The organism is Bifidobacterium apousia (assembly GCF_007559275.1).
GTDB classification, from domain to species: domain Bacteria; phylum Actinomycetota; class Actinomycetes; order Actinomycetales; family Bifidobacteriaceae; genus Bombiscardovia; species Bombiscardovia apousia.
The window spans coordinates 623,513-646,875 of sequence record NZ_VMHK01000001.1; the positions used below are offsets into that span (position 1 = coordinate 623,513).

The 23,363-nt window shown below is 60.1% G+C and carries 21 protein-coding genes; 15 read left to right on the plus strand and 6 right to left on the minus strand.

Translation table 11 applies throughout. The features are described from left to right. Nucleotides 1-19 precede the first annotated feature (19 nt). The 3 genes from glmS to FPK30_RS02575 all read left to right on the plus strand — a co-directional run bounded on the left by glmS (nt 20) and on the right by FPK30_RS02575 (nt 4,884). Nucleotides 20-1,912, plus strand: a complete 1,893-nt coding sequence (glmS, locus tag FPK30_RS02565; protein ID WP_144085218.1) for a glutamine--fructose-6-phosphate transaminase (isomerizing) — start codon at nt 20-22, stop codon at nt 1,910-1,912. 6 nt (nt 1,913-1,918) lie between these two features. After that, nucleotides 1,919-2,671 carry a pseudouridine synthase gene (locus FPK30_RS02570; protein ID WP_144085139.1) on the plus strand — a complete coding sequence of 251 codons (753 nt, stop codon included), beginning with the start codon at nt 1,919-1,921 and terminating at the stop codon, nt 2,669-2,671. 110 nt (nt 2,672-2,781) lie between these two features. Further along, entirely contained in the window at nt 2,782-4,884 is a 2,103-nt protein-coding gene (locus FPK30_RS02575; RefSeq protein ID WP_144085140.1) for a beta-galactosidase, read from the plus strand. Here the strand turns inward: FPK30_RS02575 and FPK30_RS02580 are convergent. Then, the gene (locus FPK30_RS02580) at nt 4,841-5,638 is read right to left on the minus strand and encodes a type III pantothenate kinase (RefSeq protein WP_144085141.1); all 798 of its coding nucleotides are present in this window, start codon (nt 5,636-5,638) and stop codon (nt 4,841-4,843) included. The two genes, FPK30_RS02575 and FPK30_RS02580, sit on opposite strands and share 44 nt — an antisense overlap. A 145-nt stretch (nt 5,639-5,783) precedes the next feature. Between FPK30_RS02580 and FPK30_RS02585 the strand changes: the two genes are divergently transcribed. From FPK30_RS02585 to FPK30_RS02630, 10 genes are all read left to right on the plus strand, one after another. Next, entirely contained in the window at nt 5,784-7,430 is a 1,647-nt protein-coding gene (locus FPK30_RS02585) for an ABC transporter substrate-binding protein (protein WP_144085142.1), read from the plus strand. Between the two features lie 2 nt (nt 7,431-7,432). Next, complete coding sequence (locus FPK30_RS02590) at nt 7,433-8,410, plus strand: ABC transporter permease (protein ID WP_144085143.1); 978 nt, start codon at nt 7,433-7,435, stop codon at nt 8,408-8,410. Nucleotides 8,411-8,487: 77 nt separating this feature from the next. Then, nucleotides 8,488-9,438 (plus strand): ABC transporter permease, encoded by a 951-nt coding sequence (locus FPK30_RS02595; protein WP_232345912.1) that lies wholly within the window; start codon nt 8,488-8,490, stop codon nt 9,436-9,438. Beyond that, the gene (locus FPK30_RS02600; protein WP_144085144.1) at nt 9,429-10,223 is read left to right on the plus strand and encodes an ABC transporter ATP-binding protein; all 795 of its coding nucleotides are present in this window, start codon (nt 9,429-9,431) and stop codon (nt 10,221-10,223) included. The genes FPK30_RS02595 and FPK30_RS02600 overlap by 10 nt, the downstream gene beginning before the upstream one ends. Continuing rightward, nucleotides 10,210-11,058 carry an ATP-binding cassette domain-containing protein gene (locus FPK30_RS02605; RefSeq protein WP_144085145.1) on the plus strand — a complete coding sequence of 283 codons (849 nt, stop codon included), beginning with the start codon at nt 10,210-10,212 and terminating at the stop codon, nt 11,056-11,058. The genes FPK30_RS02600 and FPK30_RS02605 overlap by 14 nt, the downstream gene beginning before the upstream one ends. A 253-nt stretch (nt 11,059-11,311) precedes the next feature. After that, nucleotides 11,312-11,677: a GntR family transcriptional regulator gene (locus FPK30_RS02610; RefSeq protein WP_144085146.1), complete on the plus strand. Its 366-nt coding sequence runs from the start codon at nt 11,312-11,314 to the stop codon at nt 11,675-11,677. Continuing rightward, nucleotides 11,674-12,534 (plus strand): ATP-binding cassette domain-containing protein, encoded by an 861-nt coding sequence (locus tag FPK30_RS02615; protein WP_144085147.1) that lies wholly within the window; start codon nt 11,674-11,676, stop codon nt 12,532-12,534. The genes FPK30_RS02610 and FPK30_RS02615 overlap by 4 nt, the downstream gene beginning before the upstream one ends. Next, nucleotides 12,531-13,493 carry a hypothetical protein gene (locus tag FPK30_RS02620; protein ID WP_144085148.1) on the plus strand — a complete coding sequence of 321 codons (963 nt, stop codon included), beginning with the start codon at nt 12,531-12,533 and terminating at the stop codon, nt 13,491-13,493. Before FPK30_RS02615 ends, FPK30_RS02620 begins: the two co-directional genes overlap by 4 nt. Before the next feature lie 90 nt (nt 13,494-13,583). After that, entirely contained in the window at nt 13,584-15,587 is a 2,004-nt protein-coding gene (locus FPK30_RS02625; RefSeq protein ID WP_144085149.1) for a RecQ family ATP-dependent DNA helicase, read from the plus strand. A gap of 78 nt (nt 15,588-15,665) precedes the next feature. Then, nucleotides 15,666-16,148, plus strand: coding sequence for an S-ribosylhomocysteine lyase (locus FPK30_RS02630; RefSeq protein ID WP_024626660.1), 483 nt, complete (start codon nt 15,666-15,668; stop codon nt 16,146-16,148). Between the two features lie 79 nt (nt 16,149-16,227). Here FPK30_RS02630 and FPK30_RS02635 read toward each other — a convergent pair whose 3' ends face one another. From FPK30_RS02635 to FPK30_RS02655, 5 genes are all read right to left on the minus strand, one after another. Then, nucleotides 16,228-17,127, minus strand: coding sequence for a dihydrodipicolinate synthase family protein (locus FPK30_RS02635; protein ID WP_144085150.1), 900 nt, complete (start codon nt 17,125-17,127; stop codon nt 16,228-16,230). Nucleotides 17,128-17,129: 2 nt separating this feature from the next. Beyond that, entirely contained in the window at nt 17,130-17,927 is a 798-nt protein-coding gene (locus tag FPK30_RS02640; protein ID WP_144085151.1) for an amidohydrolase family protein, read from the minus strand. Between the two features lies 1 nt (nt 17,928). Next, nucleotides 17,929-19,197, minus strand: coding sequence for an MFS transporter (locus FPK30_RS02645; protein ID WP_144085152.1), 1,269 nt, complete (start codon nt 19,195-19,197; stop codon nt 17,929-17,931). Between the two features lie 8 nt (nt 19,198-19,205). Then, the gene (locus tag FPK30_RS02650; RefSeq protein ID WP_101432669.1) at nt 19,206-19,997 is read right to left on the minus strand and encodes an SDR family oxidoreductase; all 792 of its coding nucleotides are present in this window, start codon (nt 19,995-19,997) and stop codon (nt 19,206-19,208) included. Nucleotides 19,998-20,078: 81 nt separating this feature from the next. Continuing rightward, nucleotides 20,079-21,362: an enolase C-terminal domain-like protein gene (locus FPK30_RS02655; protein ID WP_144085153.1), complete on the minus strand. Its 1,284-nt coding sequence runs from the start codon at nt 21,360-21,362 to the stop codon at nt 20,079-20,081. 150 nt (nt 21,363-21,512) lie between these two features. Between FPK30_RS02655 and FPK30_RS02660 the strand changes: the two genes are divergently transcribed. Continuing rightward, nucleotides 21,513-22,568, plus strand: coding sequence for a LacI family DNA-binding transcriptional regulator (locus tag FPK30_RS02660; RefSeq protein ID WP_144085154.1), 1,056 nt, complete (start codon nt 21,513-21,515; stop codon nt 22,566-22,568). Nucleotides 22,569-22,714: 146 nt separating this feature from the next. Next, entirely contained in the window at nt 22,715-23,350 is a 636-nt protein-coding gene (locus tag FPK30_RS02665; RefSeq protein ID WP_144085220.1) for an N-acetyltransferase, read from the plus strand. The last annotated feature ends 13 nt before the right edge of the window (nt 23,351-23,363 follow it).

Here is a 23,363-nt window from a genome sequence, read left to right on the forward strand (position 1 = left end):
CATGGCTAGACTGGGGTCCATGTGCGGAATCGTCGGTTATGCGGGGTCAGTACGGACGGCCTGTGGCAGGCCCCTGGAGGTCTGCCTCAAGGGTCTGGAACGTTTGGAGTACCGGGGCTATGACTCGGCTGGAGTGGCCCTGGCTGCCCCGGGAAAGACGCAGGTGGCCGTGCGCAAGAAGGCGGGGCGCCTGGGCAATCTGGTTGCTGATCTGAAGACCAAGCCCATGCCCGAGGCCACCGTGGGCATCGGGCACACCCGCTGGGCCACCAATGGCGAACCCACTGATGTCAACGCTCATCCCCACACCAGCCGTGACGGCAAGGTCGCGCTGATCCACAACGGGATCATCGAGAACGCCTCCAGGCTGCGGCTGGACCTTGAGACCGAGGGATACACCTTCGTGTCCTCTACGGATACTGAAGTGGCGGCCAAGCTTCTAGGCAAGATTGCCCAGGAGATCGTCGACGCTACCGGCCGGCCCGACATCTTCGAGGCCATCAGGCGGTTGGCCCGCATGCTCAAAGGAGCTTTCACCATCCTGGCTGTGGACTCACGTCAGCCTGATCTGGTGGTGGGCGTCCGACACGATTCGCCGCTGGTGGTCGGCCTGGGAGACGGGGAGAACTACCTGGGCTCCGATGTGGCGGCCTTCGTAGCCTATACACGCCAGGCCATGGAGCTGGGGCAGGACCAGGCTGTCTGCATCAGTGCGGACCAGGTCCTGGTCACCGACTTTCAGGGGCATCCGGTGGAGCATCCGCGCCGCTACACCATTGACTGGGATGCCTCGGCCGCCGAAAAAGGAGGCTGGGACTCCTTCATGGACAAGGAGATCCACGAGGATCCGGCGGCCGTCTCCAACACCCTCTTGGGCCGGTACGATGAGTCAGGCGACCTGGATCTGGACGAGGTTCACATCGATGAAGAGGTCTTCCGCCAGATCGACAAGATCATCGTTGTGGCTTGCGGGACGGCCTCTTACGCTGGCCTGGTGGCCAAGTACGCCATCGAGCACTGGGTGCGCATCCCGGTGGAGGTTGAGCTGGCCCATGAGTTCCGTTACCGCGATCCCATTCTGACCCCGCGCACCCTGGTTGTGGCCATTTCCCAGTCCGGGGAGACCATGGACACGCTGATGGCGCTTCGGCATGCACGGGAGCAGGGTTCGCGGGTTTTGGCCATTTGCAACACCCAAGGGTCCACCATCCCCAGGGAGTCCGATGCGGTGCTCTACACCCACGCCGGCCCGGAGGTGGCTGTGGCCTCGACCAAGGCTTTCCTGGCCCAGATCGTGGCGGCCTACCTGCTGGGGCTCTACCTGGCCCAGGTCAAGGGAACCATGTATCGAGACGAGATCCACCAGACCATCGACAGCCTCAAGGCCATGCCTGCCAAGATCCAGAAGGTGCTGGACGGACAGGCCGAGGTCATCAGCCAGACGGCTGAGCGCATGTCCAAGGCCCGTTCCTTCCTCTTCCTGGGTCGGCATGTGGGCTACCCGGTGGCGCTGGAGGGGGCGCTCAAGCTCAAGGAGATCGCCTACATCTTCACCGAGGGGTTCGCCGCTGGCGAGCTCAAGCACGGTCCCATCGCTCTGGTGGAGCCAGGGGAGCCTGTGGTGGTCATCGTCCCCAGCGCACGGGGCCGCAATGTACTGCACGACAAGGTCATCTCGGCCATCGAGGAGGTCAAGGCCCGTGGTGCCTTCACCATCGTCGTGGCTGAGGAGGGCGACCCGGATGCCGACCGCTATGCTGACGTGGTCTTTTGGCGGCCGCCCTGCCCGACCCTGCTCAGCCCCCTGGTTGATGTGGTCCCCCTGCAGCTGTTCGCCTTGGACATGGCCCGGCTCAAAGGTCTGGATGTGGACAAGCCCCGCAATCTGGCCAAGTCAGTCACGGTGGAATAGGGTCCCATGGCTGTCGGGTCCGGGCAGCGGGGGCACCGGATGGTCCTGAAGGAGCCGCAGATCCCCTTCGAACCCAGAATCATATACGAGGACCAACGCATCATCGTGGTCGACAAGCCCCATTTTCTGGCCACTATGCCTCGAGGGATGTGGTACGCCAGTACCGTGCTGATCCGGATGCGCCGGCTCTACGGGGAGCCCGCCATCATACCCGCCCACCGGCTGGACAGGGCTACTGCAGGCGTGCTGGTTCTGGTGCGAGATCCGGCTGCCAGGCGGGCCTATCAGATGCTCTTCCAGGAGCATCGCGTGCGCAAGGTCTACCAGTGCCTGGCGCCGGTAGGACCCATGGCTCGCCCGCGGACCGGCACCGTGCAACACCTGGATCCACCACGGGTCTTTCCGCTAGAGCGCCGTTCCAGGGTAATCAAACGCCGAGGGGTTCTCCAGGCCTGGGAGGAGCGAGGGCCTGTCAATGCGGTTACTCGGATCGATTTGACGGCGGGCCAGGGATGCCTGGCCACCTACACCCTTTACCCGAAGACCGGTAAGACCCACCAGCTTCGTGTGCACATGAACGCTCTGGGGCTGCCCATAGTGGGCGACGATCTTTACCCCCGGATCCAGACCCGTGCCTATGACGACTTCTCCCGACCACTGCAATTGGTGGCCCGTCGCTTGGAGTTCACCGACCCCTTCACCGGGGTTAATCGCATCTTCAACTCTTCTGTTCCCTTGGAGCCTCAAGGAGAAGTCTGAACAGTCAGCCTGGTGGGCCATAATGGTCAAGGGGTTCCGGAGCCGCGGGACGACGTGGACGCGGCAGGCACCCCCGTCCGAGGATTGAGACGGACCAGGAGGTTCTACCCATGAGCAAACCGACACGGCGGGCCTATCGATGGCCCAAGCATCTCAAGGGTCAGCAGTCCCTCTGGTACGGCTGCGACTACAACCCCGACCAGTGGCCCGAGGATACATGGGATGAAGACATCAGGCTGATGACCAAGGCAGGGGTCAACGTGGTGGCCCTAGGGGTCTTCTCCTGGTCGCGCATAGAGCCCAGCCAGGGTGTATTCGACTTTGACTGGCTGGACCGGATCATCGACAAGCTTGGCCGGGCGGGCATCGGGGTCAACCTGGCCTCGGCCACAGCCTCGCCGCCGCTCTGGCTGACCCAGGCCCATCCTGAGGTTCTGCTCAGGGACGAGCGAGGCGACACGGTCTGGCCCGGGGCCCGGCAGCACTGGCGGCCCACCTCGCCGGTCTTCCGCTCCTACGCTTTGAAACTCTGCCGGGCCATGGCCGAGCACTACCGGGACAACCCCTATCTGGTGGCCTGGCATGTGGGCAATGAGTATGGCTGCCACAATCGCTTCGACTATTCCGACGATGCCATGCGGGCCTTCCAGCGCTGGTGCCGCCGCCGCTACAAGGACATCGAGGCCGTCAACTGCGCCTGGGGCACGGACTTTTGGTCACAGCGGCTGAGCGACTTCTCGCAGATTCTGCCGCCGCGCTTTATCGGTCAGGGGAATTTCCAGAATCCGGGCCGCATGCTGGACTTCGAGCGATTCAGCTCCGATGCCCTCAAAAATTTCTACATGGCTGAGCGTGACACCCTGGCTGAGATCACCCCGGACATCCCCCTGACCACCAACTTCATGGTCAGCGCCGGCGGATTCGCCCTGGACTACGACGACTGGGGCAACCAGGTGGACTTTGTGGCCAACGACCACTATGTGATGCCGGGCAGGGATCATCTGGAGGAGCTGGCCTATTCCTCCAGCCTGGTGGACGCCATCGCCCGCCGACGTCCCTGGTGGCTTATGGAGCAGTCCACCTCGGCGGTCAACTGGCGGCCGGTCAACCTCCGCAAGGAGCCTGGACAGCTGGAGCGCGACTCCCTGGTCCACCTGGCACTCGGTGCTGATGCCATCTGCTACTTCCAGTGGAGGCAGTCCCGGGCCGGCGCGGAAAAGTTCCACTCGGCCATGCTGCCTCATGCCGGCGAGGACACGGCAGTCTTCCGCGACGTCTGCCAGTTGGGAGGGGACCTGCAGGGCCTCTCGCAGGCTGGTTTGGCTGGTACCACGCTGGCCAAGGCCCCGGTGGCCCTGGTATTCGACTATGCAAGCCAGTGGGCCAGCTCTCACGCAGCCTCACCCAGCGACCGGGTCGAGCATGGCCAGGAGCCGCCGGTCTGGTACCGGGCCTTTCTGGACAACGCCATCCGGCCTGATGTCCTGCCGGTCAGGGCCGGATGGGAGGAGTATCCGCTGGTGGTCCTGCCAGCCCTCTACCTGATCGACGCTGACCTCTCCAAGCGGCTGCACAAGTATGTACATGGTGGGGGGCGGCTGATCGTCACTTGGGGTAGCGGTATCGCCGACGAGCAGGACCGTGTCTGGACGGGAGGATATCCGGGGCCGCTTCGGGACCTGCTGGGTCTGTCGGTCGAGGAGTTCGCACCCATGGCCCTCGGCACGCCTGGTCTGCTGGACCATCTTGACCTGACCAACGGGGTCAGGGCGCAAGATTGGGCCGATGTCATCGGCCACCTGGACAAGGGCACCAAGGTCCTGGCTAGCTACCGGGCGGATCCCTGGACAGGTATGGATGGCATGCCGGCCATGACCGTCCATGACTGGGGTCACGGCAAGGCCGCCTACCTGGGCTGCCGTTTGGATGCCCAGGATCTGCCCAAGGTCCTTCCTGCTCTCTTGGAGGCGCTGGATATCGCTGATATGAGGTCAGCCCAGGGCGACCCCGATCTGTTGAGAGTTGAGCGAGTCAGCGGAGATGATCGGACGCGCTTCGTCTTTCTGTTCAACCGGACCAGGCATCCGGTGCAGGTTCAGCTGGAGGGCCAGGCCCTGGTGGGCTCGCTGGCCAGCGTCGACGGGGATGGCAAGCAGGCCAGCCTGCAGGTCAATGGCGCGCTGGTGCAGCGTGTGGTCGGCCATCGGCATTGAGCTGGTGAATCCTGTACATGCCAGCGAAGATCAGCTCGGGATCGTAGACCCCGATCAGGTCAGTGTCCTCTGAGAAGGTGCGACCCATGCCGCCCGTGGCTACCACGTGGAAGTCTCGGCCGATTTCGCTGCGGTATTGGCGAATGATCCGCTCCAGGCCGCCGAGGAAGTTGTAGTAGAGTCCGGCCTGCATGGCCGTCCTGGTACCCGTGGCCATGATGGTCTGAGGACGGGTGATTTCCACCTGGGGCAATTGGGCGGTCTGTCCGGCCAGGGCCTGAGCCCCCGAACGGATGCCCGGCACGATCAGGCCTGAACGGATGGCGCCCTTGTCGTCCACATAGTTGAAGGTGGTGGCTGTGCCGAAGTCGATGACCAGGACCGGCCCTCCGTAGCGGTGGAAGGCGCCCACGCAGTCGGCCAGGCAGTCGGCGCCCAGGGAGCGCGGGTCGTCCAAACGAATGTTCATGCCTGTCTTCACGCCGGGGCCTACCACCATGGGGTCGATGGAAAAGAAACGGATCAGGCAGGATCTGACGGCGTGCATGACCGCGGGAGCTACTGACGAGATGATGGCGTCCTGCACGTCCGCAGTCTTGTAGCCTGCCAGGGCCATGAGCTGCCCCAGCAGAAGCCCGAACTCATCGGCCGTGTGGTCGATTCTTGTGGTCAGCCGGTAGGAGGCGGCGACCTGGTCGCCCTCCATGAATCCGACCTCGATGTTGGTGTTGCCGATGTCGATGGCCAGCAGCATGCTTCTTCCTCCCTGCCGTCGTCCGGGCGCGTGGCGCTTTCTGGATCCATCCTAAGCGCATAGACCCGGGTGATGGCTTCGGGGAGTATGCTGGTGGGCGGTGATCGACCAAAATGGCGGTCAACCGCAGCATAAGGATTCGTCAATGAATGCAGATCGACACGGCACGCATGCCCACGGCAGCGTGACCGCAACTGATACAGACTCGGCCCAGGAGCCAGGCCCCAGCACTGACCCCGAACTCAACGCCAGGATCAGGCCTATGAGGTCGGGTGGCAACACCCTGCCCTGGAAGCTGCTCAGTCTCCTGCTGGCCCTGGCCTTGGCTCTCTCGCTGTGGACCGGGCATCGTGGACCTATTGGCCAGGCCGAGGGAGGAACCGTTGCGGACACGGTCACGGTGGGGCTCAAGCTGGCTCCCACCAATCTGGACATCCGCAACCAGTCGGGTACGGCGCTGGATCAGCTTCTGATCGGCAATGTCTATCAGGGCCTGGTGTCACGGGATTCCCGGAACCAGGTGCGCCCGGGCCTGGCCAGAACCTGGAATGTCTCCGAGGACGGCCTGGTCTACACCTTCCACCTGTATGAGGGCATCCGCTTCTCCAACGGTCATGCTCTTCGGGCCCAGGACGTGGTCGACTCCATTCGCGGGCTCATGGCAGGCCACTATCAGGGCAGCGAGATGCTGGAGGGCTTCCAGGGCGTTGAGGCCACAGATCCGCTGACAGTGCGCCTGACGCTGTCCAGACCCTACCAGGACCTGCTCTGGCAGCTGAGCGGCCGGGCTGGCCTGGTCTTCGACCGGCGGGCTCATTACGACATGAAGACCCAGGCCGTGGGATCCGGCCCATACCTGCTGGAAAGCTTCCGGCCAAACGATTCGGTCACCCTCAAGGCGGATCCGCACTACTGGGGCAGCGACAAGCCTAAGACGCCAACCATCGTCATCCGCTACCTCAATGACGACAACGCCGCCGTCAACGCCCTGCGCAGCGGGGATGTGCAGGTGCTGGCTCCGGTCACCGAGAACCTGGCCAGTCCCTTCCGCAAGAACCCGGACTTCCAGGTCAAGGCGGGCGACGACACCGACAAGTACGTCCTGGCCATGAATGGCAAGGGTGCCGCCACATCCGACCTGCGGGTGCGTCAGGCCATCCGCCATGCCATCGACCATCGGCAGCTGATCGCCTCCCGGGGCGGATCGGACAGGGCCATGGGCGGCCCAATATCCTCCCTGGATCCCGGCTATCAGGATCTGACCGGGCTCTACCCCCACGATCCGGAGCAGGCGCGGCGGCTTCTGGCCCAGGCAGGGTACGGTCCCGAACACCGGCTCAAGCTGCGGCTGACCTACGCCAACACCTACGGCAGCGAGTTGGGCGATCAGCTGCGCTCGCAGCTGCGTCAGGTGGGCATCGACCTGGATGTGCGGGTGGTGGAGTTCTCGGTTTGGCTCCAGGACGTCCATGCCAACAAGGACTATGACCTGTCTCTGGTGGATCATGGCGAGAGCCACGACTTCCATCAGTGGGCCAACCCCGGCTACTACTACAACTATGACAATCGTCAGGTCCAGGAGCTCTATAGGCAGGCCATGGCCACGACCTCCGCCGATGACTCCGACAGGCTCCTGGCCAAGGCCGCCCGGATTGTCAGCAACGATGCGGCGGCGGATTGGCTCTTCAACTACCGGGTGACCACGGCCTGGCGGACGGGATTGGAGGGCTTCCCGGTCGATCTGAACCAGTCCCTCATGCCCTTGTCCGACGTGACCTACAGGCGGGGATAACCATGGCCAAATTCCTAGTGCGGCGCCTGGTGCTCTTCATCTTGGCGCTGATGGGCATCTCCCTGCTGATCTTCCTGGCACTGCGCATCCTGCCCGGTGACGTGGCCGCCGTCATGGCCGGACTGGATGCTCCGCCTGCGCGTGTTGACCGGCTGCGTCGGCAGATGGGCCTGGACCGCTCCTACCCAAGGCAGTATCTGGACTGGATCAGCGGCTTTCTGCAAGGGGACCTGGGCAGGTCCATTCTGACCAACCGTCCCATCGCCTCCCAGGTTGGTGTCCGGGCCCAGATCACCTTCCCGCTGATTCTTCTGGGGCTGGGTGTGGCCCTGCTGCTGGGTATTCCCCTGGGCTGCGCGGCCGCTTTGGCGCGCTCGCCACGGATGCAGTCCTTCAGCCACATGGCCGCCATCGTGGGCGGATCCATACCCGCCCTCTGGTCAGGACTGCTGCTGATCATGCTCTTCGCCAAGGGCAGCGGCCTGATTGGCCTGCTGCCCTCCCAGGGCTTTCCTGCTCTCGGCTGGGCTCAGCCGGGTCAGGCCTTGGCTGCTTTGATTCTGCCTGCTCTGTCCACCGGCATCATCGTGGGTGCCGGCATCATGCGGTACACCCGCTCCTTGTTGGGCGACATGCTCTCTTCGGGGTATGTGGACATGGGCATGGCCTGCGGGATGACCCGGACCCAGGCCGCCCTGCGTATCGGTCTGCGGCTGGCTTCCCCCCAGCTGGTTTCGGTGATCGGGCTGACCATGGCCGAGATGATCACCGGGGTCATGGTCAGCGAGAACCTGTTCGCCCTGCCGGGACTTGGCTCCATGCTGATCACCGATGTGGGCAACCGGGATCTTCCGGCTGTTCAGTCCGAGCTGCTTCTTCTGGCGGCCTTCTTCCTCTTCCTGGGACTGCTGGTGGACGTTATTCATAGGCTGATCGATCCGCGTTTTCGAGGTGCGGCCAGGCAGGAGGTGGCTGACTGATGAGCTGGGAACACGCAGACAGGCCGCGCTTGGGACCCAGGGCCACATTCCCCGGGCAACTAGGATTCTTCGGGCGGATGCGGGTGGTGTTGTCCAGCATGTGGCGCAAGGCCTCGGGGCGATACTCGATGACTGTTCTGGCCATATGGATCCTGGTCTCCCTGATCTCCAGGTTCTGGACACCGGTTCCTATTTGGACTACCGACGGGTACCGGATCTGGCAGGCCCCCAGCCGCGACCACCTGCTGGGAACGGATGGCACCGGGGCAGACATTCTCTCCTGGCTGATGGCGGGATCGGCCACCAACCTGGCCATCAGCCTTCTGGCGGTCCTCCTATCAGGCGTTCTGGGGCTTCTTCTGGTTATGGCCATGGTCTCGCGCCGTTCAGGAGTGTCGCAGACCGTCGTGGTCCTGGTCGACGCCCTGATTTCTTTGCCCACAGTTTTGCTGGCTCTGATTCTGGCTGTCCCCCTAGGCCCCAGCATCGCTGTGGTCGTCGTGGCCTGCGGATTCGGTTACGGACTCAACCTGGCCCGGATCGTACGGCCCCAAGCGCTTCTGGCAGCAGAGTCGGACTACGTGCGATCCGCCCGGCACAGCGGGGTCGGATCCTTCAGAATCTTCTGCACCCATCTGGTGCCCAATGTCATTCCGGTCCTGTGCGTACAGCTTTCCATGTCGGCGGGGACCTCTGTGCTCGCTGAGGCAGGGTTGACCTACCTGGGGGTGGGCGTTCCCTCTGGTCTGCCCTCCTGGGGGCACTCGCTGACCACCTCGGTCAAGTTCATCAACGTCTTTCCGCTGACTGTGCTCTGGCCTGGCCTGGTGGTCACGATGGTGGTGGTTGCTCTGAACCTATTCGGCGACGCTCTGCGTGATGCCATCGATCCGGTTACCATCCCCAGGCTCAGGGCTGCCGTAGCTGCCGCCGGAAGGTCCACTCTTCAATCCGGGCAATCAGATGACGCTGATCATCATGTCGAGAATGCGGTCCATACAGGCGAGGGAGGCCAATCATGTCGCTGAATATTGACGGCCTGAGCCTGTCCATCAATGGCCGCACCATTCTCGACCAGGTGGACCTCAAAGTCGGGAACGGCCAGCGGGTAGGCCTGATCGGCTCCTCAGGCTCCGGAAAGTCGATGATCGCCCGCAGCGTTTTGGGCACCACACCACTGACGGCCTCCCTGTCGGGATCCATTCTGGTGGACGGGCTCCAGATTCTCGGTTCGGACGACCGGTCCCTGGCGGATCTGCGCGGTTCCCGGATGGGCATGATCTTTCAGAATCCTTCCACGGCCCTGAACCCGGTCAAGAAGATCTACAGCCAGGTTGAGCTGCCTCTTCGCCGCCACTATCGTCTGAGCGTCCAGGAACGGCGCAGGCGGGTCATGGAGATATTGGCCCAGGTCGGGTTGGATGCGGATCTGGCTGGATCCTATCCGCATGAGCTGTCCGGGGGACAGCAGCAGCGGGCGGCCATAGCCACGGCCTTGGTCACCAAGCCCAGACTGATACTGGCAGACGAGCCGACCACGGCCCTGGATGCCATCACCCAGCGGCAGATTGTGGATCTGCTGGTTTCCCTGGTCGATCAGAGCGGGGCCTCCCTCCTGTTCATCACCCACGACTTCTCCGTACTGGCTCGGGTTGCTGATTACTGCTACATCCTTGATGCTGGGCGAGTGGTGGAAAGCGGACAGACGCAGAGCATTCTGCGTAGTCCATCCAGTCCGCAGGGCAGGACCCTGGTGCGAGCGGCCAGAGAGTTGACGCTGAGCACAGATGGAGGTAAGCATGAGGCTGACTGACGGTGCACATGCCGATCCGATCCTGACAGGGAAGGGCCTGACCAAGGTCTATGCCTCCACAGGAAGTGGAACGGCTCGAAAGGCTGCGGTTGACGGCATCGATGTCTCCCTTCTGCCAGGGGAGTGCCTGGCGATCATAGGGGAGTCTGGTTCAGGAAAAACCACGCTTTCACGTCTGCTCCTGGGCCAGTTGAGGCCTGATGCCGGGCAGGTGGCATATGAGGGCGGACCCGTTCTACATGGTTCCCAGGCCGCCAAGGCACTTGTGCGGGACTCTGCTCTGGTCTTTCAGAACCCCTTTGCCTCGCTTGATCCCCGGTGGACAATCGGCCGATCGGTCGCCGAACCTCTTCTGGCTGCCAGGCTCAAGGCGAGCAGATACGGCTGGCATCGGTATCAGAGGGAGCAAGACCTCGCTGATCGGGTGGCCAAGGTCTTGTCAGAGGTTCAGCTTGACCCAGGCAGAATCATGACGGCTTATCCTTCAGATCTGTCTGGCGGCCAGGCCCAGCGGGCGGCCATAGCCCGGGCCCTGATCGTCAAGCCCCGGATACTCTTGGCCGATGAGCCAATGAGCGCCATCGACGTCTCGGCACGCGTCGGAATTCTCCATACCCTTCAATCCATCATGGCCCGGTCCAGGCAGCAGAGCGATCCGTCCAATGGCATGTCCATGATCATCATTTCCCATGATCTGGGTGTGGTCCAGCACATCGCGGACAGGATCATGGTGCTCAGCCGGGGGAAGGTGGTGGAGGAGGGTTCGGTAAGGACCATCCTCGATTACCCAAGTCGGTCCTATACCCGTCAGCTACTGGCAGCTGCAACCCTCTAGGTACTGGGACTCGTCCGGCATCCCGGCCAGGCAGAATTACATGAGGACATGCCCGTCCTTGCCGGAACGAAAGAGGGCGGCAAGAGCATACGTGCTGAGCATGAGCAAGCGGGCAGATTAAAGCTGCATCTGAATTGACGGTTGGGAAAACAAATCGTAGACTGTTGGTTAGTTACTCAAGTAACTAAGTAATAAACAGTAATGCAGATCCTAATTCGACGCCCCGAATCAAGGCAGACAAGGCGGTCAAACGATGGCGATCGAAATACCGGATGGTCGGCCCGTTTTCGTGAAGGTGGCAGACCGGTTGACCGAAGCCATAGCCGAGGGACTGGTCGCCGATGGTGAAAGGATTCCCAGCACCACGGAAATCTCGACTGCCTACCAGATCAACCCGGCCACAGTCCTCAAGGGGATGAACCTGCTGGTCGACCGGGGCCTTCTGGAGAAACGGCGGGGGCTGGGCATGTTTGTCACTGCCGGTGCTGGCCGGAGCGTTCGTGAGCGTCGGAGGAGGGAACTTCTGAACGGCAGGTTCCAGGATCTGGTCGAAGAAGCCAAGGCTCTGGACGTATCCCGTGAGGACTTGGACGCCATCATAGAAAGGGTCTACCAATGAGTCTGACAGTTTCCAAGGTGGACAAATCGTACGGAAAGCTGAAGGCCCTGGATGAGATCTCGCTCTGCTTTGAGCCTGGCAATATATACGGACTTTTCGGGCGGAACGGAGCCGGCAAGTCCACCCTGTGCAATCTGATGACGGGCAGGACACTTCCTGACCAGGGGCTGGTTCACTTGGATGGAAGCGATCTGGTCAGCGACTCAAGAATCGCTCGCCGCGTGGCCTTGGTCAACGAAACCTGGCCCTATCCATCCCGACGACACATTAGACAAGCATTCGCCATGGCCGAGGGGTTTTACGGTGATTTCGACTGGCACTTGGCTGAGCGTATTCTTAAGAGCTTCGCATTGAGGCTGACTGACACTTTTGCTTCCCTCTCCATGGGGCAGCGTCAGGTGGTCAAGGACGTCATCGGACTCTGCCTGCCTGTGGAATACCTCATTCTGGATGAACCGACAACAGGAATGGATGCGGCGGCCAGGGAGAGGATCTACTCATTCGTTCTGGAGGCCTATCAGCAGCGCGGACCGACCATGATCATCGCCACCCATATCATCAACGAGGTCAGCCAGCTCATCTCCCGCGCCACGATCATCGACCAGGGGCGGGTCCTGCGATCTTTCAGCGTGGATGATCTGTCAGCCCTGGGGACCACTGTCACTGGCCGTCCGCGTGACGTGGAGGGCTACCTTGCCCAGGGCGACCCACAGCTGCTGAGCAGGCAGCGCATCGGCGACCTGCTGCGCGTCAGCTTCGAGGGGCCAGTGTCCGACGAGCAGCCCAAGGGGCTTATTGTCGCCCCCATGGATCTGCAGACCTACTTCGTCCAGATAACGGAAGGAGCGGCACAATGAATAACACGCAAGTTGCGGGGGTAGTGCGGACGAAGACCAAGCCGGGGTCAGATAGCCCCGGCCTAGGTGCTGGACCTGCTGAAGGCTGGGCTCGTATCAAGCGCTTTCTTTCGCCTGCGGTGCAGACCCGGATGGCCCTGCGCGTACAGGTGATGCCGAGGCTGATCGTCTTTTTGATTTGGGCTCTCGTCCTCGCTCTAGGAGTTGTGGGGTTTATTCCCCTAAGCTCTGGCTTCACTGGTCTGTTCACCGAGATGGTGTTCATGGCCACCGCCCTTGCCTGCTCACTGGCGACTTTCCGGCCCCTGATCTCCAACGCCGTGACCCGGTCCACGATCGCATGGACCCAGATCATCTCCAATGTGGTCATGGCCCTAGCGACAGCTACTTTCATGATCGCGATCGCCATGATCAGCAGCCTGGGTCAAATCGGATGGATGCCCTTTACGGAAAGTTACCGAAGGTTTCTCGTACAGGGCTGTTCGTCTTGGAGACTGACTCTTGATCCCTGGAGTGTGTCATGTTTTAACCAGTCGTATGCCCAGCAGCCGTCCCGTTGGCTGGCTCTGGCGCTGCATGTCTTTATGGTGCAGGTAGCCTTCGTTCTGCTTGGCCAGGTGCTGGGTGACCTGGCCGCCCGTCTTGATCGAAAAGGCAGATGTCTGCTGCTGGTAGGGCTGTTGATCTGTGTTGGTTTCTGGCATTCGATTTCCGGCTGGAATTTCTGGGGGTGGCAGCAAACGGCGGTTCAGATGATCAACCTTATGCGCGGCCATTGGATGTACAAGACCTTAAGCCCCTTCATGAATGTTGATTTATGGGGATACGTCACCGTGTATTTACTCTGGCCCCAAGTGGTCTTCACATTAGTCTTCTCCGCCATATGCATCCTGTTCAGCTACTGGCTCACCAGCCGTCGGCAGCTACCAGCTATCCAAGGGTTCAGCATTCTGAGTTAGTAGCAGGATGGCTAAGAATTCCGGCAACGATTGACCACATGGTCGTTCGCCCACTGCTTGACTCCTGCCGGGGCAATAGACTGGGGAATCATGGTGGACATCCAGGATGCAGGGCAGGCGCTGAAGAGGTATTTCGGATATGAGTCCTTTCGCCCGGGTCAGGAGGATTTGGTCAAGGCTATCCTGAACGGGCAGGACTGCCTGGGTGTTATGCCGACCGGTGCCGGCAAGTCTATTTGCTATCAGATTCCTGCCACTCTTCTGGATGGTCTGACCATCGTCATCTCTCCCTTGGTTTCTCTGATGAAGGACCAGGTGGACGGGTTGGAGGATGCCGGCATACAGGCCTCATTCGTTAATTCTACCCAGGATATGGATGAGCAGTCCCTGGCCCTGGCTCAGGCTGCACAAGGGCGCAGCAAGATCCTCTATGTGGCCCCAGAGCGGCTGGACGCCCCCAGATTCAGGGAATTCGCCCAACATACAAAAATTTCCCTGCTGGCTGTGGACGAAGCCCACTGCGTATCCCAGTGGGGTCAGGACTTCCGCCCTGCCTACTTGGGCATCGGCGATTTCATCAGATTCCTGCCCAACCGGCCCACGGTGGCAGCCTTCACCGCTACGGCGACCGAGAAGGTTCGACGTGACATCGTATACATGCTGGGCCTGGACGACCCTTACGTAGCGGTGACGGGTTTCGACAGGCCCAACCTCTTCTTCGACGTGATCAAGCTGGAGAGCAAATACAAGAATCGCTGGGTGGTCCAGTACGCCCTGAAGCATGGCGAGGACTCAGGCATCGTCTACTGCGCGACTCGCAAGGAGACCGAGGCCCTGGCCGATGACCTGACCAAGGCCGGTGTAAGCGCTGTCAGCTACCACGCTGGGATGGATGCCCAGGACAGGGAGCAGGCGCAACGGGACTTCGTCAACGACAAGGTGCAGGTGGTTGTGGCCACCAACGCCTTCGGCATGGGCATCGACAAGTCCAACGTGCGCTATGTCATCCATCACAACATGCCTGAGAGCATCGAGGCCTACTACCAGGAGGCCGGCAGAGCTGGACGTGACGGCGAGCCCGCCCGCTGCTCGCTGCTGTGGAACGAGAGCGACATCGTCACCCGCAGGCGCCTCTTGGACATGGACAACGGCAATGACAGGCTGACCGGGGATCAGACTGAAGCAGTCAGGGCTGAACACCGGCGTCTGCTCAACGTCATGATCGGCTACTGTCGAACCACCGGCTGCCTTCACCAGTACATGCTGCGGTACTTCGGTGAGGAGATGGACCAGGCTGCCGCGGGCCTTTCGCCTGCCGAGGCCGATAAGGGCAATTCCGTCCCGGTCGGGCATCCCGACACGTGTAGCGGCGGCTGCCAGAACTGTTCCAACTGTCTGAGCACCTTCACGACCATCGACGTCAGCGATGTGGCCCGTGCCATCAGCAGGTGCGTGCATGATGTGAACCAGGGATTCGGCTCCGGCAAGATCGCGCAAATTCTCCGAGGTTCGCGCTCGCAGGATCTTCTTCGTCGAGGGTTGGATCGGTGCCCTAGCTATGGCGCTCTGGATCAGGTTCCAGAGGCGCGAATCCGTGACGTGCTCAACCAGATGGCCTCGGACGGGTATCTGTATATCACCGAAGGGCGGTTGCCCATGGTCCATTTCGGGCCCAAGGCCGCGCAGACGGTCAGTCCGGACTTCCATTACGAGATCAAGCGGACGGAACGCCCACGCGCCTCGGGCAAGGTTTACGGCGGCAGGTCTTCTTCGACTGTCGACGATGATGGTCTCGATCAGGCCGCTGCTAACGATGCCAGCCCAGAGGATGAGGAACTTTTCCAGAAGCTGCGCGATCTGCGGACCAGCATAGCCCGCAAGATTGGCAAGCCTCCCTACATTGTCTTCTCTGACAAGGCACTGCGCGATATGTGCCGTCTTCGTCCGGCTGATGATGCAACCTTCCTGGCCGTCAATGGTGTGGGGCAGCACAAGCTGGAGCAGTATGGACCCCAGTTCATGGGTGTCATCTCCGAGTTTTCGGCCAGAGGAGGGGTGGATGTGGTCAGGGGCACTGCCGAATCTGATAGGTAGGTCGGCCTACCATGAGACATACACGACTTCATCAAGGTTGCCTTTCATACCGGGCGCCCGACAGGAAAGGAAATAACAATGGCTGACAAACCTATTGTAGAGAGCTTCCAGCTGGATCACACCAAGGTCAAGGCGCCCTACGTTCGTCTGATCGACGAGGAGAAAGGGCCCCAAGGAGACATCATCTCCAACTATGATCTGCGCCTGGTCCAGCCCAACCAGAACGCCATCCCAACTGCCGGGCTGCATACCATCGAGCACACCATCGCTGTGCTCCTGCGCGAGCGCATCCCCGGTTACATCGACTGCTCGCCTTTCGGCTGCCGGACGGGCTTCCACCTGCTTGCCTGGGGCCGTCATTCGACCGAGGATGTGGCCAAGGCCCTGAAGGAGTCGCTGGAATTCATCGCCGAAAAGGCCACCTGGGACGACGTGCCCGGCACCGAGATCACCTCCTGCGGCAACTACCGCGACCATTCGCTCTTCTCGGCCAAGCAGTGGAGCCGCGACATCGTGGCCGCCGGCATCAGCTCCGATCCTTTTGAGCGCAAGCTGGTCTGATCGCTGACAGGCAAACAACTGGGCCTGAGGAAGGGTATGTTCCTTTCCTCAGGCCCAGTTCGATCTAACAGACGAAAGCTCAACTACGCAGTATGGTTTCGATCTGTTTCATCTGGTCGTCATCAATCTGCATGGCAGGTTCGCGGATTCGTGTGCTGATGGGCAGACCCTGCAGTCGCACGGCTCCCTTGATGGCCGACACGAACAAATCCGCAGTGTCGTAAATCGCCATCAAGTGGTTGATGCGTCGGGCCTTGTCTAACGCAGTCCGGTAATCGCCCTCTTGATAGGCCCGATGCATAGCAACGAAGGTTTCCGGCTCCACGTTGGTCAGGCCCGATAAAACACCGTTGCCTCCGCAGATGCGATTGACCATATAGTATTCGTCGAATCCGGAGAACACCGAGAACTCAGGGCTGACACGTCTGACTGCTGATACAACTCGGCGTGTGTGGCTGATTGTGTCTACGGTGTCTTTGATACCAACGATATTTGGACATTCCTGGGCCAGTCTCGCGACCAACTCCGGGGAGCAGTCGTTACCTGTACGAGCAGGGAAGTTGTAGAGGATCACCGGTACAGCCGAGGCCTGGGCGATGCTGGTGAAATATCGGTAAGCGGTCGGTTCCGAAGGACCGAAATAATAGGGGCTGACAGCCACCACGGCATCGGCGCCGATTTCTCCGGCAAACTTTGTCAGATCCATAACCCGGTCCATGTCAGTGTCGCCTACTCCGACGAATACTTTCATGCGCCCCCGTATATGGTCGACGGCGAATTGCAGGGCTGAGCGCTTCTCTTGGAGATCATAGGCATAGAACTCGCCGATGCTTCCGAACAGGAGCACCCCATTAATGCCAGCTTGGATCAGATGGTCCAGATGTCGTCCCCACAGGTCGGTGTCGATGACTCCTTGATCGTCGCTGACGGTTATCGACGGGCAGAATATTCCCTCGAATTTGGCTGATGATGTGCTCATGTTCACCCTTCCACAGTAAGCATATCGGCATCGATCCCATAGGCCCTCATGGCATTGTGCTTGAAGAAGTCCTCATCAGGGCCAAAGGTATCCAGCATCAGTTGCCAGTGTTCCTGGAGTGAGGAGTGCACGGTGACGACCGGCCAGTTGGAGGCATAGAGGATCCTGTCCGGGGGAAATGTGTCCCTGACGAAGGCGACGATGTCGCGATCGACCGGCAAGTCGCCTGACACCTTGATATAACAGTGCGGCAGCGCCGCCATGGCCTGCATGGCCTTTCTGCAGGCTGGCGACAAGTCGGGCATGTTGCCCAGATGGTCCATGATGACAGTCAGGGAAGGAACCTGAGAGAATGCCTGAGCCATGTCCGGCAGTTCTACCCCCCGGTTGCATAGCTCAAAGGGCAGGCTCTTATCAGCCATGGCGCGAAGCCCAGCGATGAAGGAGGGTTCCATGCAACGGCCGCGAGGAGCGGAGTCCGTATGCAGCGGCTCTCTGATGCCCGTAGCATTGATGGGCACCCTCATATAGGGCCCTACCTGGGCTCGTAGCATTCGGGCAAGAATTTTGGGGTCATCGTTCTCATAGACCAAGCGATCCTCTAATAGGGGGTCGTCCGAGTCTACTTCCACATAGACTCCGCCCAGAAATTCCACTCCCAGCTGCTCGTATTCCCTTTCCAGCTCGTGAAGGGGAAAGCTCCGGTTCAGTGAGGGCATTCCGTCCAGCCAAGGCAGATGCTGCCGCGCAAGATCCCACATATGGAAGTGAGCATCGATGACCTGTAGTTGTCGTGTCATGTCAGGCTCCCTGCTTAAGACCTATGCGGCACCCGCGGAAGGCATACCAGGCGATGTAGAGGAACCCGGGCACGGTCACCAGCATGGCGATTTCGATGCCCATGGCATCCTGAATGGCACCCAGCAGCAGCGGGATCAGGGCTGCTCCGACGATACTCATGACCAGCGCCGAAGAGCCGGTCTTGGCGTCGTTGCCCCTGATGCCCTTGAGTGTCAGCGAGAAGATGGTGGGGTAGCCGATCGATATGAACAGGTAAGCAATCAGGAAGCAGATGACCGAGAATCGTCCCAGACCCAGGAATACCAGAACCATCAGCACGGCTGTGACGCACATGTAGATGCCCAGTATCTTGCCGGCATCGAATTTGGTCATTAACGGAGTGGTCAGGAACCGGCCAAGGGTGAACAGCAGCGACAGCAAGGCCAACAGTGTGGCAGCCAGACCGGCGGTGATGCCGGCGCCCCAGTGTTTGAGAGCATAAGCGGAGAACATGGCCATGCCTGCCACCTGCAAGCCGATAAAGATGAACTCGGCTATCACGCCCAGTACGAAGTAAGGGCGTTTCAGCAGGCTTGAGGTGCCGGAACCGGTGCCAGTTTTCCCTTCCTGCTCGTCATCGCCGGGTGGTGTTGGCAGTTTGAAGACGATGAAGACGGCCAACACCAACAGCAGAACGATGCCGATGACGATATAGATCATCCTGGTATCAGACAGGAACTTGACCTTGGCTTGCTCAAAGCCTGGCTCTTTTGGGGTCAGGGTTTTGGATAACACTCTGCCCAAAATCAGAGGCCCCACCACGTTGCCGACGCCGTTGAAGCTCTGTGCCAGATTGAGTCTGAAGGATTCGCCTTTTTCATCGCCCAGCTTAGTGACGTAGGGGTTGCAGTTGGTCTCCAGAGAGGAGGCTCCCAGCGCTACCACGAACATGGCGAATAGGAAGAGTCCGTAGCTGGCCATATTTGTGGCCGGCACCACGATGAATGCTCCGACTGCGAACAGTATCAGTCCGGAGATGACCCCGCCCTTGTAACCGAAGCGCTTGGAGATGATTCCGGCTGGGATGGCCATGACGAAGTAGGCTCCGTAGTAGGCCACCTGCAGCAGTGATGCCTGGGTACTATTCAGCTCCATGTAGTTGCTGAATGGGCTGTTGAGGGCGTTGACCAGATTCATGGTCAAACCCCAGATGAAGAAGAGCCCGATGACCAGGGTTATGGCGACGGTGGCCTTGGATCCGCTCTTGTTTCGCGTATTTGTATTTTCCATGGCAGAGCTCAATTCAGTGCCCGGTCCAGGTGGACGTATCCGCCGTCGACGAACACCCATTGGCCGGTGGTGTGTGATGCGCGATCAGAGAGCAGGAAGGTGGCGGTGTTCCCAATCTCCTCGGGTGTGGTCATACGATGCTCCAGAGGAATCTTGTCTGTGATGACCGACAGACGGGCTTGCTGGGCCTTTTCATCGCCAAAGGTCTTGATCCAGTCGGCATAGAGCGGGGTCCAGCATTCCGAGACCACGATGGCGTTCACTCGTACGTCATCGTGCACCAAGGCCGCAGCCCATTCTCTGGTCAGGCCCAGAACTCCGCCCTTGGCTGCCGCGTAGGCGCTGGTCTTGCCCTGACCGGTCACGGCGGTTTTGGAGGTGATGTTGATGACGGATCCGTGGCTTTCCTTGAGATAGGCACAAGAGGCATGCATGAGTTCGTAGTAGTGGGTGAGATTGCCGTGTACGGAACGCTCGAACTCCCGCCAGTCAGTGGTTTCCAAAGCCTTGTTGTCGTTGACTCCAGCGTTGTTGACTATGCCATCGATATGGCCGAATTCCTTGTGTACCTGCTCCACAATGGGTGCTATGCCGTCGGTGTCGTTCAGATCCAAAATGAAGGTCCGGTAGGTATCGGTATAGGCCTCGATGTCTTTGCAGAACTGGTCCTTGGCTGACTCGTCACGGTCTATGACTGCGGTTATGGCACCCTCCTGGGCCAGTTGTAGAGTGATGCCCCTGCCGATGCCCTTGAAGCCGCCGGTGATGATGAATACCTTGTTCTTGAGATGCAGATCCATGAGAACTCCTTTGTCTATATGGATGGATGATTTGTTAGAGGTCCAGTGCTTGGACCGGATTTTGATTGAGGTGGGCCGCTCTCACTCCTGGTGCAGGTAGCGCTGTGCGGTTTCCACGGTCATTTCAGCCCCATTGCCGGGAGCGGTCGGTGCTTGATACATGCCTTGGCTGATATGCACGGGGTTCACGAAATATTCGTGCTGATTGTCCACGTATTCGATCATTCGGCCCTGTGTAGTGCATGAGACGGCTGCGTAGTCGAACATGGCGAAGTGGCAGACCATCTCGCACAATCCGACTCCGCCGGCGTGTGGGCAGACTATCTTATGGAACTTGCGAGCCAGCAGGTATTCCAGAACTATCTCCTGGGGGCCCGCCACTCTGGTGGCGTCGATCTGCATGATGCCGAAGGCGTTGGCCTGCAGGAACTGCTTGAACATGATGCGGTTCTGCATCTGTTCGCCGGTTGCCACGGGTATGGGATTGATGGCTCTGGCAATGGTTGCGTGGCCGATGATGTCGTCGGGGCTGGTGGGCTCTTCGACCCATGCCAGGTCGAAGTCATGGAAATGGTTGATCCAATCAATGGCTTGCGGGACATCCCAGACCTGATTAGCGTCGACGGCCAGGCGGACGTCGGGACCGATGGCATCCCTGGCCAGTCCCAGGCGGCGTATGTCATCATCGAGGTTCTGGCCTACCTTGAGCTTGATCTGCTTAAAGCCCTTTTCCTGCGTCTCCCGTTTAGCGATCTCCACCATTTTTTCGTCGCTATAGCCAAGCCAGCCTGGTGCTGTCGAATAACCTGGGTACCCGTGCTGGCGAATGTCCTCGATGCGCTCCTGCTTGCCGGATTGCCCATCCTTGAGGATGTCTATGGCCTCCTCGGGGCGCAGGGCGTCAGACAGATATCGAAAGTCCAATGTGCTGACAAGATCCTCAGGATCCATTTCAGCCAGCAGCAACCACAAGGGTTTTCTCGCCCTTTTGGCTTTCATGTCCCAAAGGGCGCTCAGCAGTGCGCCAATGGCCATGTGCTCGACTCCCTTTTCGGGCCCCAACCAGCGCAGCTGTGAGTCATGGACCAATAGGTCCCAGGCCAGGCCCATGCTGTCCAGCAGACGTTCAACCTCCAGGCCACGCAGAGTCTCTCCTATGGAATCGATGGCTCTGCAAACAACATCGTTGCCTCGTCCGATGGTGAAGACCAGGCCACAACCTGTGATGCCGTCGTCAGCCGAGGTGTGTATTTCCACATAGGCGGCCGAATAGTCGGGGTCCTTGTTCATGGCATCCGACCCTGAAAGGGTCAGAGAAGTGGGAAAACGAAAGTCATACGTTTTCACCGCAGTGATAGTACTCATCGTGGCTCCTTTGCCAATCTTGTGAACGTATACCTCAGTATAGGCGTAGAAATAGAAATTTGAAAATTAGAGATGTAAAAATTCTAAATCCGACATGGATGGTTTCGGTGCTTCCTTGGTTACGATTGGTGGGTAATGGAAAGGACGCACATGGCCAGACAGGAACCAGGCAATCCGCACGTTGGCGCCATAGCCGAGCAGCTCGGCATCTCTGCTTCGACCGTCTCCAAGGTGATCAACGGTCGACCGGGCGTGGCGGCAAAAACCCGCCGAAGGGTCGAAAAAGCGTTGGCAGATGAGGGCTATGCGCATCCGCTTGTCAGCACGAAAATTGCTCAGACTATTGAGCTGGTCGTGGATTATATTGCCAACAATGGCACTATCGAGATGATACGTTATGCCTCAAAGTGGGCTTTGGATGCCGGTCTGGCGCTGACAGTGACACAGACTGATCACCAGCGGCGTGCCGAGGAATGCCTGAGGGGGATCATTGATCGCAACCCGCTGGGGGTGATCACCCAGATGTCCTCTATAGATCAGGAGGGCAAGAATGTGCTCAAGGCAAGGGGCATTCCCCTGGTGGCGGTCGATCCGGTGGATTTGGTCAATGATGAGGACATGAGCATAACGCTCGACAATTGGACTGGAGGATACCAAGCGGCCAAATGCCTTCTTGACGCCGGGCACCGGAGCATTGGCGTCATCGCCGGACCGGCGAATGTGCAATCCGCGCAGGCCAGACTGGCTGGATACCGAGCAGCATTGGCAGCCATTGGTGCCAGTCTGCCGTCAAACATGGTTCAGCAGGGAGACTATTTGCCCGACAGAGGGTACCAAGCCGCATGTGATCTGCTGGACCGCGCTGACCGTCCAACTGCGATTCTGGCCTGCAACGACTTGACAGCCGTCAATATCTACAGAGCAGCGCGCGAACGTGGGCTGGAGCCCGGGCAGGACCTGTCTGTGGTCGGATTCGACAACGTCTATCCATCCTCTTACTTGATGCCCGCCCTTACCACGGTGGACCAGCCATTCGATCTCATGGCTAGGATGGCGGTGGGAATGATCATCAATGCACGCCAGGGCAAGGAGTTCCAGCGGCATGTGGTCATGCCAACCCGTCTGGTCAGCCGACATAGCGTGGTCAATCTGACCCGTGCTCGCCGTTTGCGCTCGGAAGACCGGGTTCAGGAGAGTGCACAATAGCCCAAACTATTCCCCGATTCGCTCAATGCGTACTCACTTCGTGACTGCCTGCTGATGGATACACTCGTACTTCGGCAATCGCGGGGGCGGGTCTCGTCCCTGCCGCACCGGTCGAGAAAGAGGTAGCCACAGTGAGCAGGTACGCGATGGAGACTGCACGTTGGATCCGTCATGCCACCATGGACGACTTTGAGGCGATCATGCCTGTCTACGCCTACGCCAGAAAGCGGATGGCCGAGACTGGCAACCCCCGTCAGTGGGGGGACAAGTACCCCCTGCCTGAACGCATCCGCGAGGACATCGCCGGGGGTCACACCATGCTCTTGGTTGACGATGCGGATGGCATGGATCAGATTCCTGACGATCCTGCCTACCCTGAACCTGAGTTGGACGAGCACAAGGGCAGCCACGAGCGCATCATCGGCGTTTTTGCCCTCTTCCATGACCCGGAACCTGATTATAAGGTCATTGACGGCAGCTGGCTGGACGACCGGCCCTATACCACCATCCATCGGGTGGCCGCTTCCGGCCTGGGACGTCACGCGGCTGGGGACCTGCTTGACTGGAGCATGCGCAGGTACGAGAACATCCGCGCCGACACGGGATTGAAGAACTACGCCATGCAGCACATCCTGGAGACTCATGGCTTCACACGCTGCGGCAACATCATCATGCCTGAGAACAAGGAGATCGAGAACGTGCGGGTGGCCTACCAGCGGCACGATCGGCCTCTTGACCTGGCTGGGCGCGAAAGGGCCGCCAGGCGCTTGGTTGCCGTCTGAGGGCGGAGGCCGA

What these genes read in the sequence shown, in the direction of transcription:
- glmS (WP_144085218.1), top strand. Translation starts at nt 20, where the DNA reads ATGTGCGGAATCGTCGGTTATGCGGGGTCAGTACGGACGGCCTGTGGC.
- FPK30_RS02570 (WP_144085139.1), top strand. Translation starts at nt 1,919, where the DNA reads ATGGCTGTCGGGTCCGGGCAGCGGGGGCACCGGATGGTCCTGAAGGAG.
- FPK30_RS02575 (WP_144085140.1), top strand. Translation starts at nt 2,782, where the DNA reads ATGAGCAAACCGACACGGCGGGCCTATCGATGGCCCAAGCATCTCAAG.
- FPK30_RS02580 (WP_144085141.1), bottom strand. Translation starts at nt 5,638, where the DNA reads ATGCTGCTGGCCATCGACATCGGCAACACCAACATCGAGGTCGGATTC.
- FPK30_RS02585 (WP_144085142.1), top strand. Translation starts at nt 5,784, where the DNA reads ATGAATGCAGATCGACACGGCACGCATGCCCACGGCAGCGTGACCGCA.
- FPK30_RS02590 (WP_144085143.1), top strand. Translation starts at nt 7,433, where the DNA reads ATGGCCAAATTCCTAGTGCGGCGCCTGGTGCTCTTCATCTTGGCGCTG.
- FPK30_RS02595 (WP_232345912.1), top strand. Translation starts at nt 8,488, where the DNA reads ATGCGGGTGGTGTTGTCCAGCATGTGGCGCAAGGCCTCGGGGCGATAC.
- FPK30_RS02600 (WP_144085144.1), top strand. Translation starts at nt 9,429, where the DNA reads ATGTCGCTGAATATTGACGGCCTGAGCCTGTCCATCAATGGCCGCACC.
- FPK30_RS02605 (WP_144085145.1), top strand. Translation starts at nt 10,210, where the DNA reads ATGAGGCTGACTGACGGTGCACATGCCGATCCGATCCTGACAGGGAAG.
- FPK30_RS02610 (WP_144085146.1), top strand. Translation starts at nt 11,312, where the DNA reads ATGGCGATCGAAATACCGGATGGTCGGCCCGTTTTCGTGAAGGTGGCA.
- FPK30_RS02615 (WP_144085147.1), top strand. Translation starts at nt 11,674, where the DNA reads ATGAGTCTGACAGTTTCCAAGGTGGACAAATCGTACGGAAAGCTGAAG.
- FPK30_RS02620 (WP_144085148.1), top strand. Translation starts at nt 12,531, where the DNA reads ATGAATAACACGCAAGTTGCGGGGGTAGTGCGGACGAAGACCAAGCCG.
- FPK30_RS02625 (WP_144085149.1), top strand. Translation starts at nt 13,584, where the DNA reads ATGGTGGACATCCAGGATGCAGGGCAGGCGCTGAAGAGGTATTTCGGA.
- FPK30_RS02630 (WP_024626660.1), top strand. Translation starts at nt 15,666, where the DNA reads ATGGCTGACAAACCTATTGTAGAGAGCTTCCAGCTGGATCACACCAAG.
- FPK30_RS02635 (WP_144085150.1), bottom strand. Translation starts at nt 17,127, where the DNA reads ATGAGCACATCATCAGCCAAATTCGAGGGAATATTCTGCCCGTCGATA.
- FPK30_RS02640 (WP_144085151.1), bottom strand. Translation starts at nt 17,927, where the DNA reads ATGACACGACAACTACAGGTCATCGATGCTCACTTCCATATGTGGGAT.
- FPK30_RS02645 (WP_144085152.1), bottom strand. Translation starts at nt 19,197, where the DNA reads ATGGAAAATACAAATACGCGAAACAAGAGCGGATCCAAGGCCACCGTC.
- FPK30_RS02650 (WP_101432669.1), bottom strand. Translation starts at nt 19,997, where the DNA reads ATGGATCTGCATCTCAAGAACAAGGTATTCATCATCACCGGCGGCTTC.
- FPK30_RS02655 (WP_144085153.1), bottom strand. Translation starts at nt 21,362, where the DNA reads ATGAGTACTATCACTGCGGTGAAAACGTATGACTTTCGTTTTCCCACT.
- FPK30_RS02660 (WP_144085154.1), top strand. Translation starts at nt 21,513, where the DNA reads ATGGCCAGACAGGAACCAGGCAATCCGCACGTTGGCGCCATAGCCGAG.
- FPK30_RS02665 (WP_144085220.1), top strand. Translation starts at nt 22,715, where the DNA reads ATGGAGACTGCACGTTGGATCCGTCATGCCACCATGGACGACTTTGAG.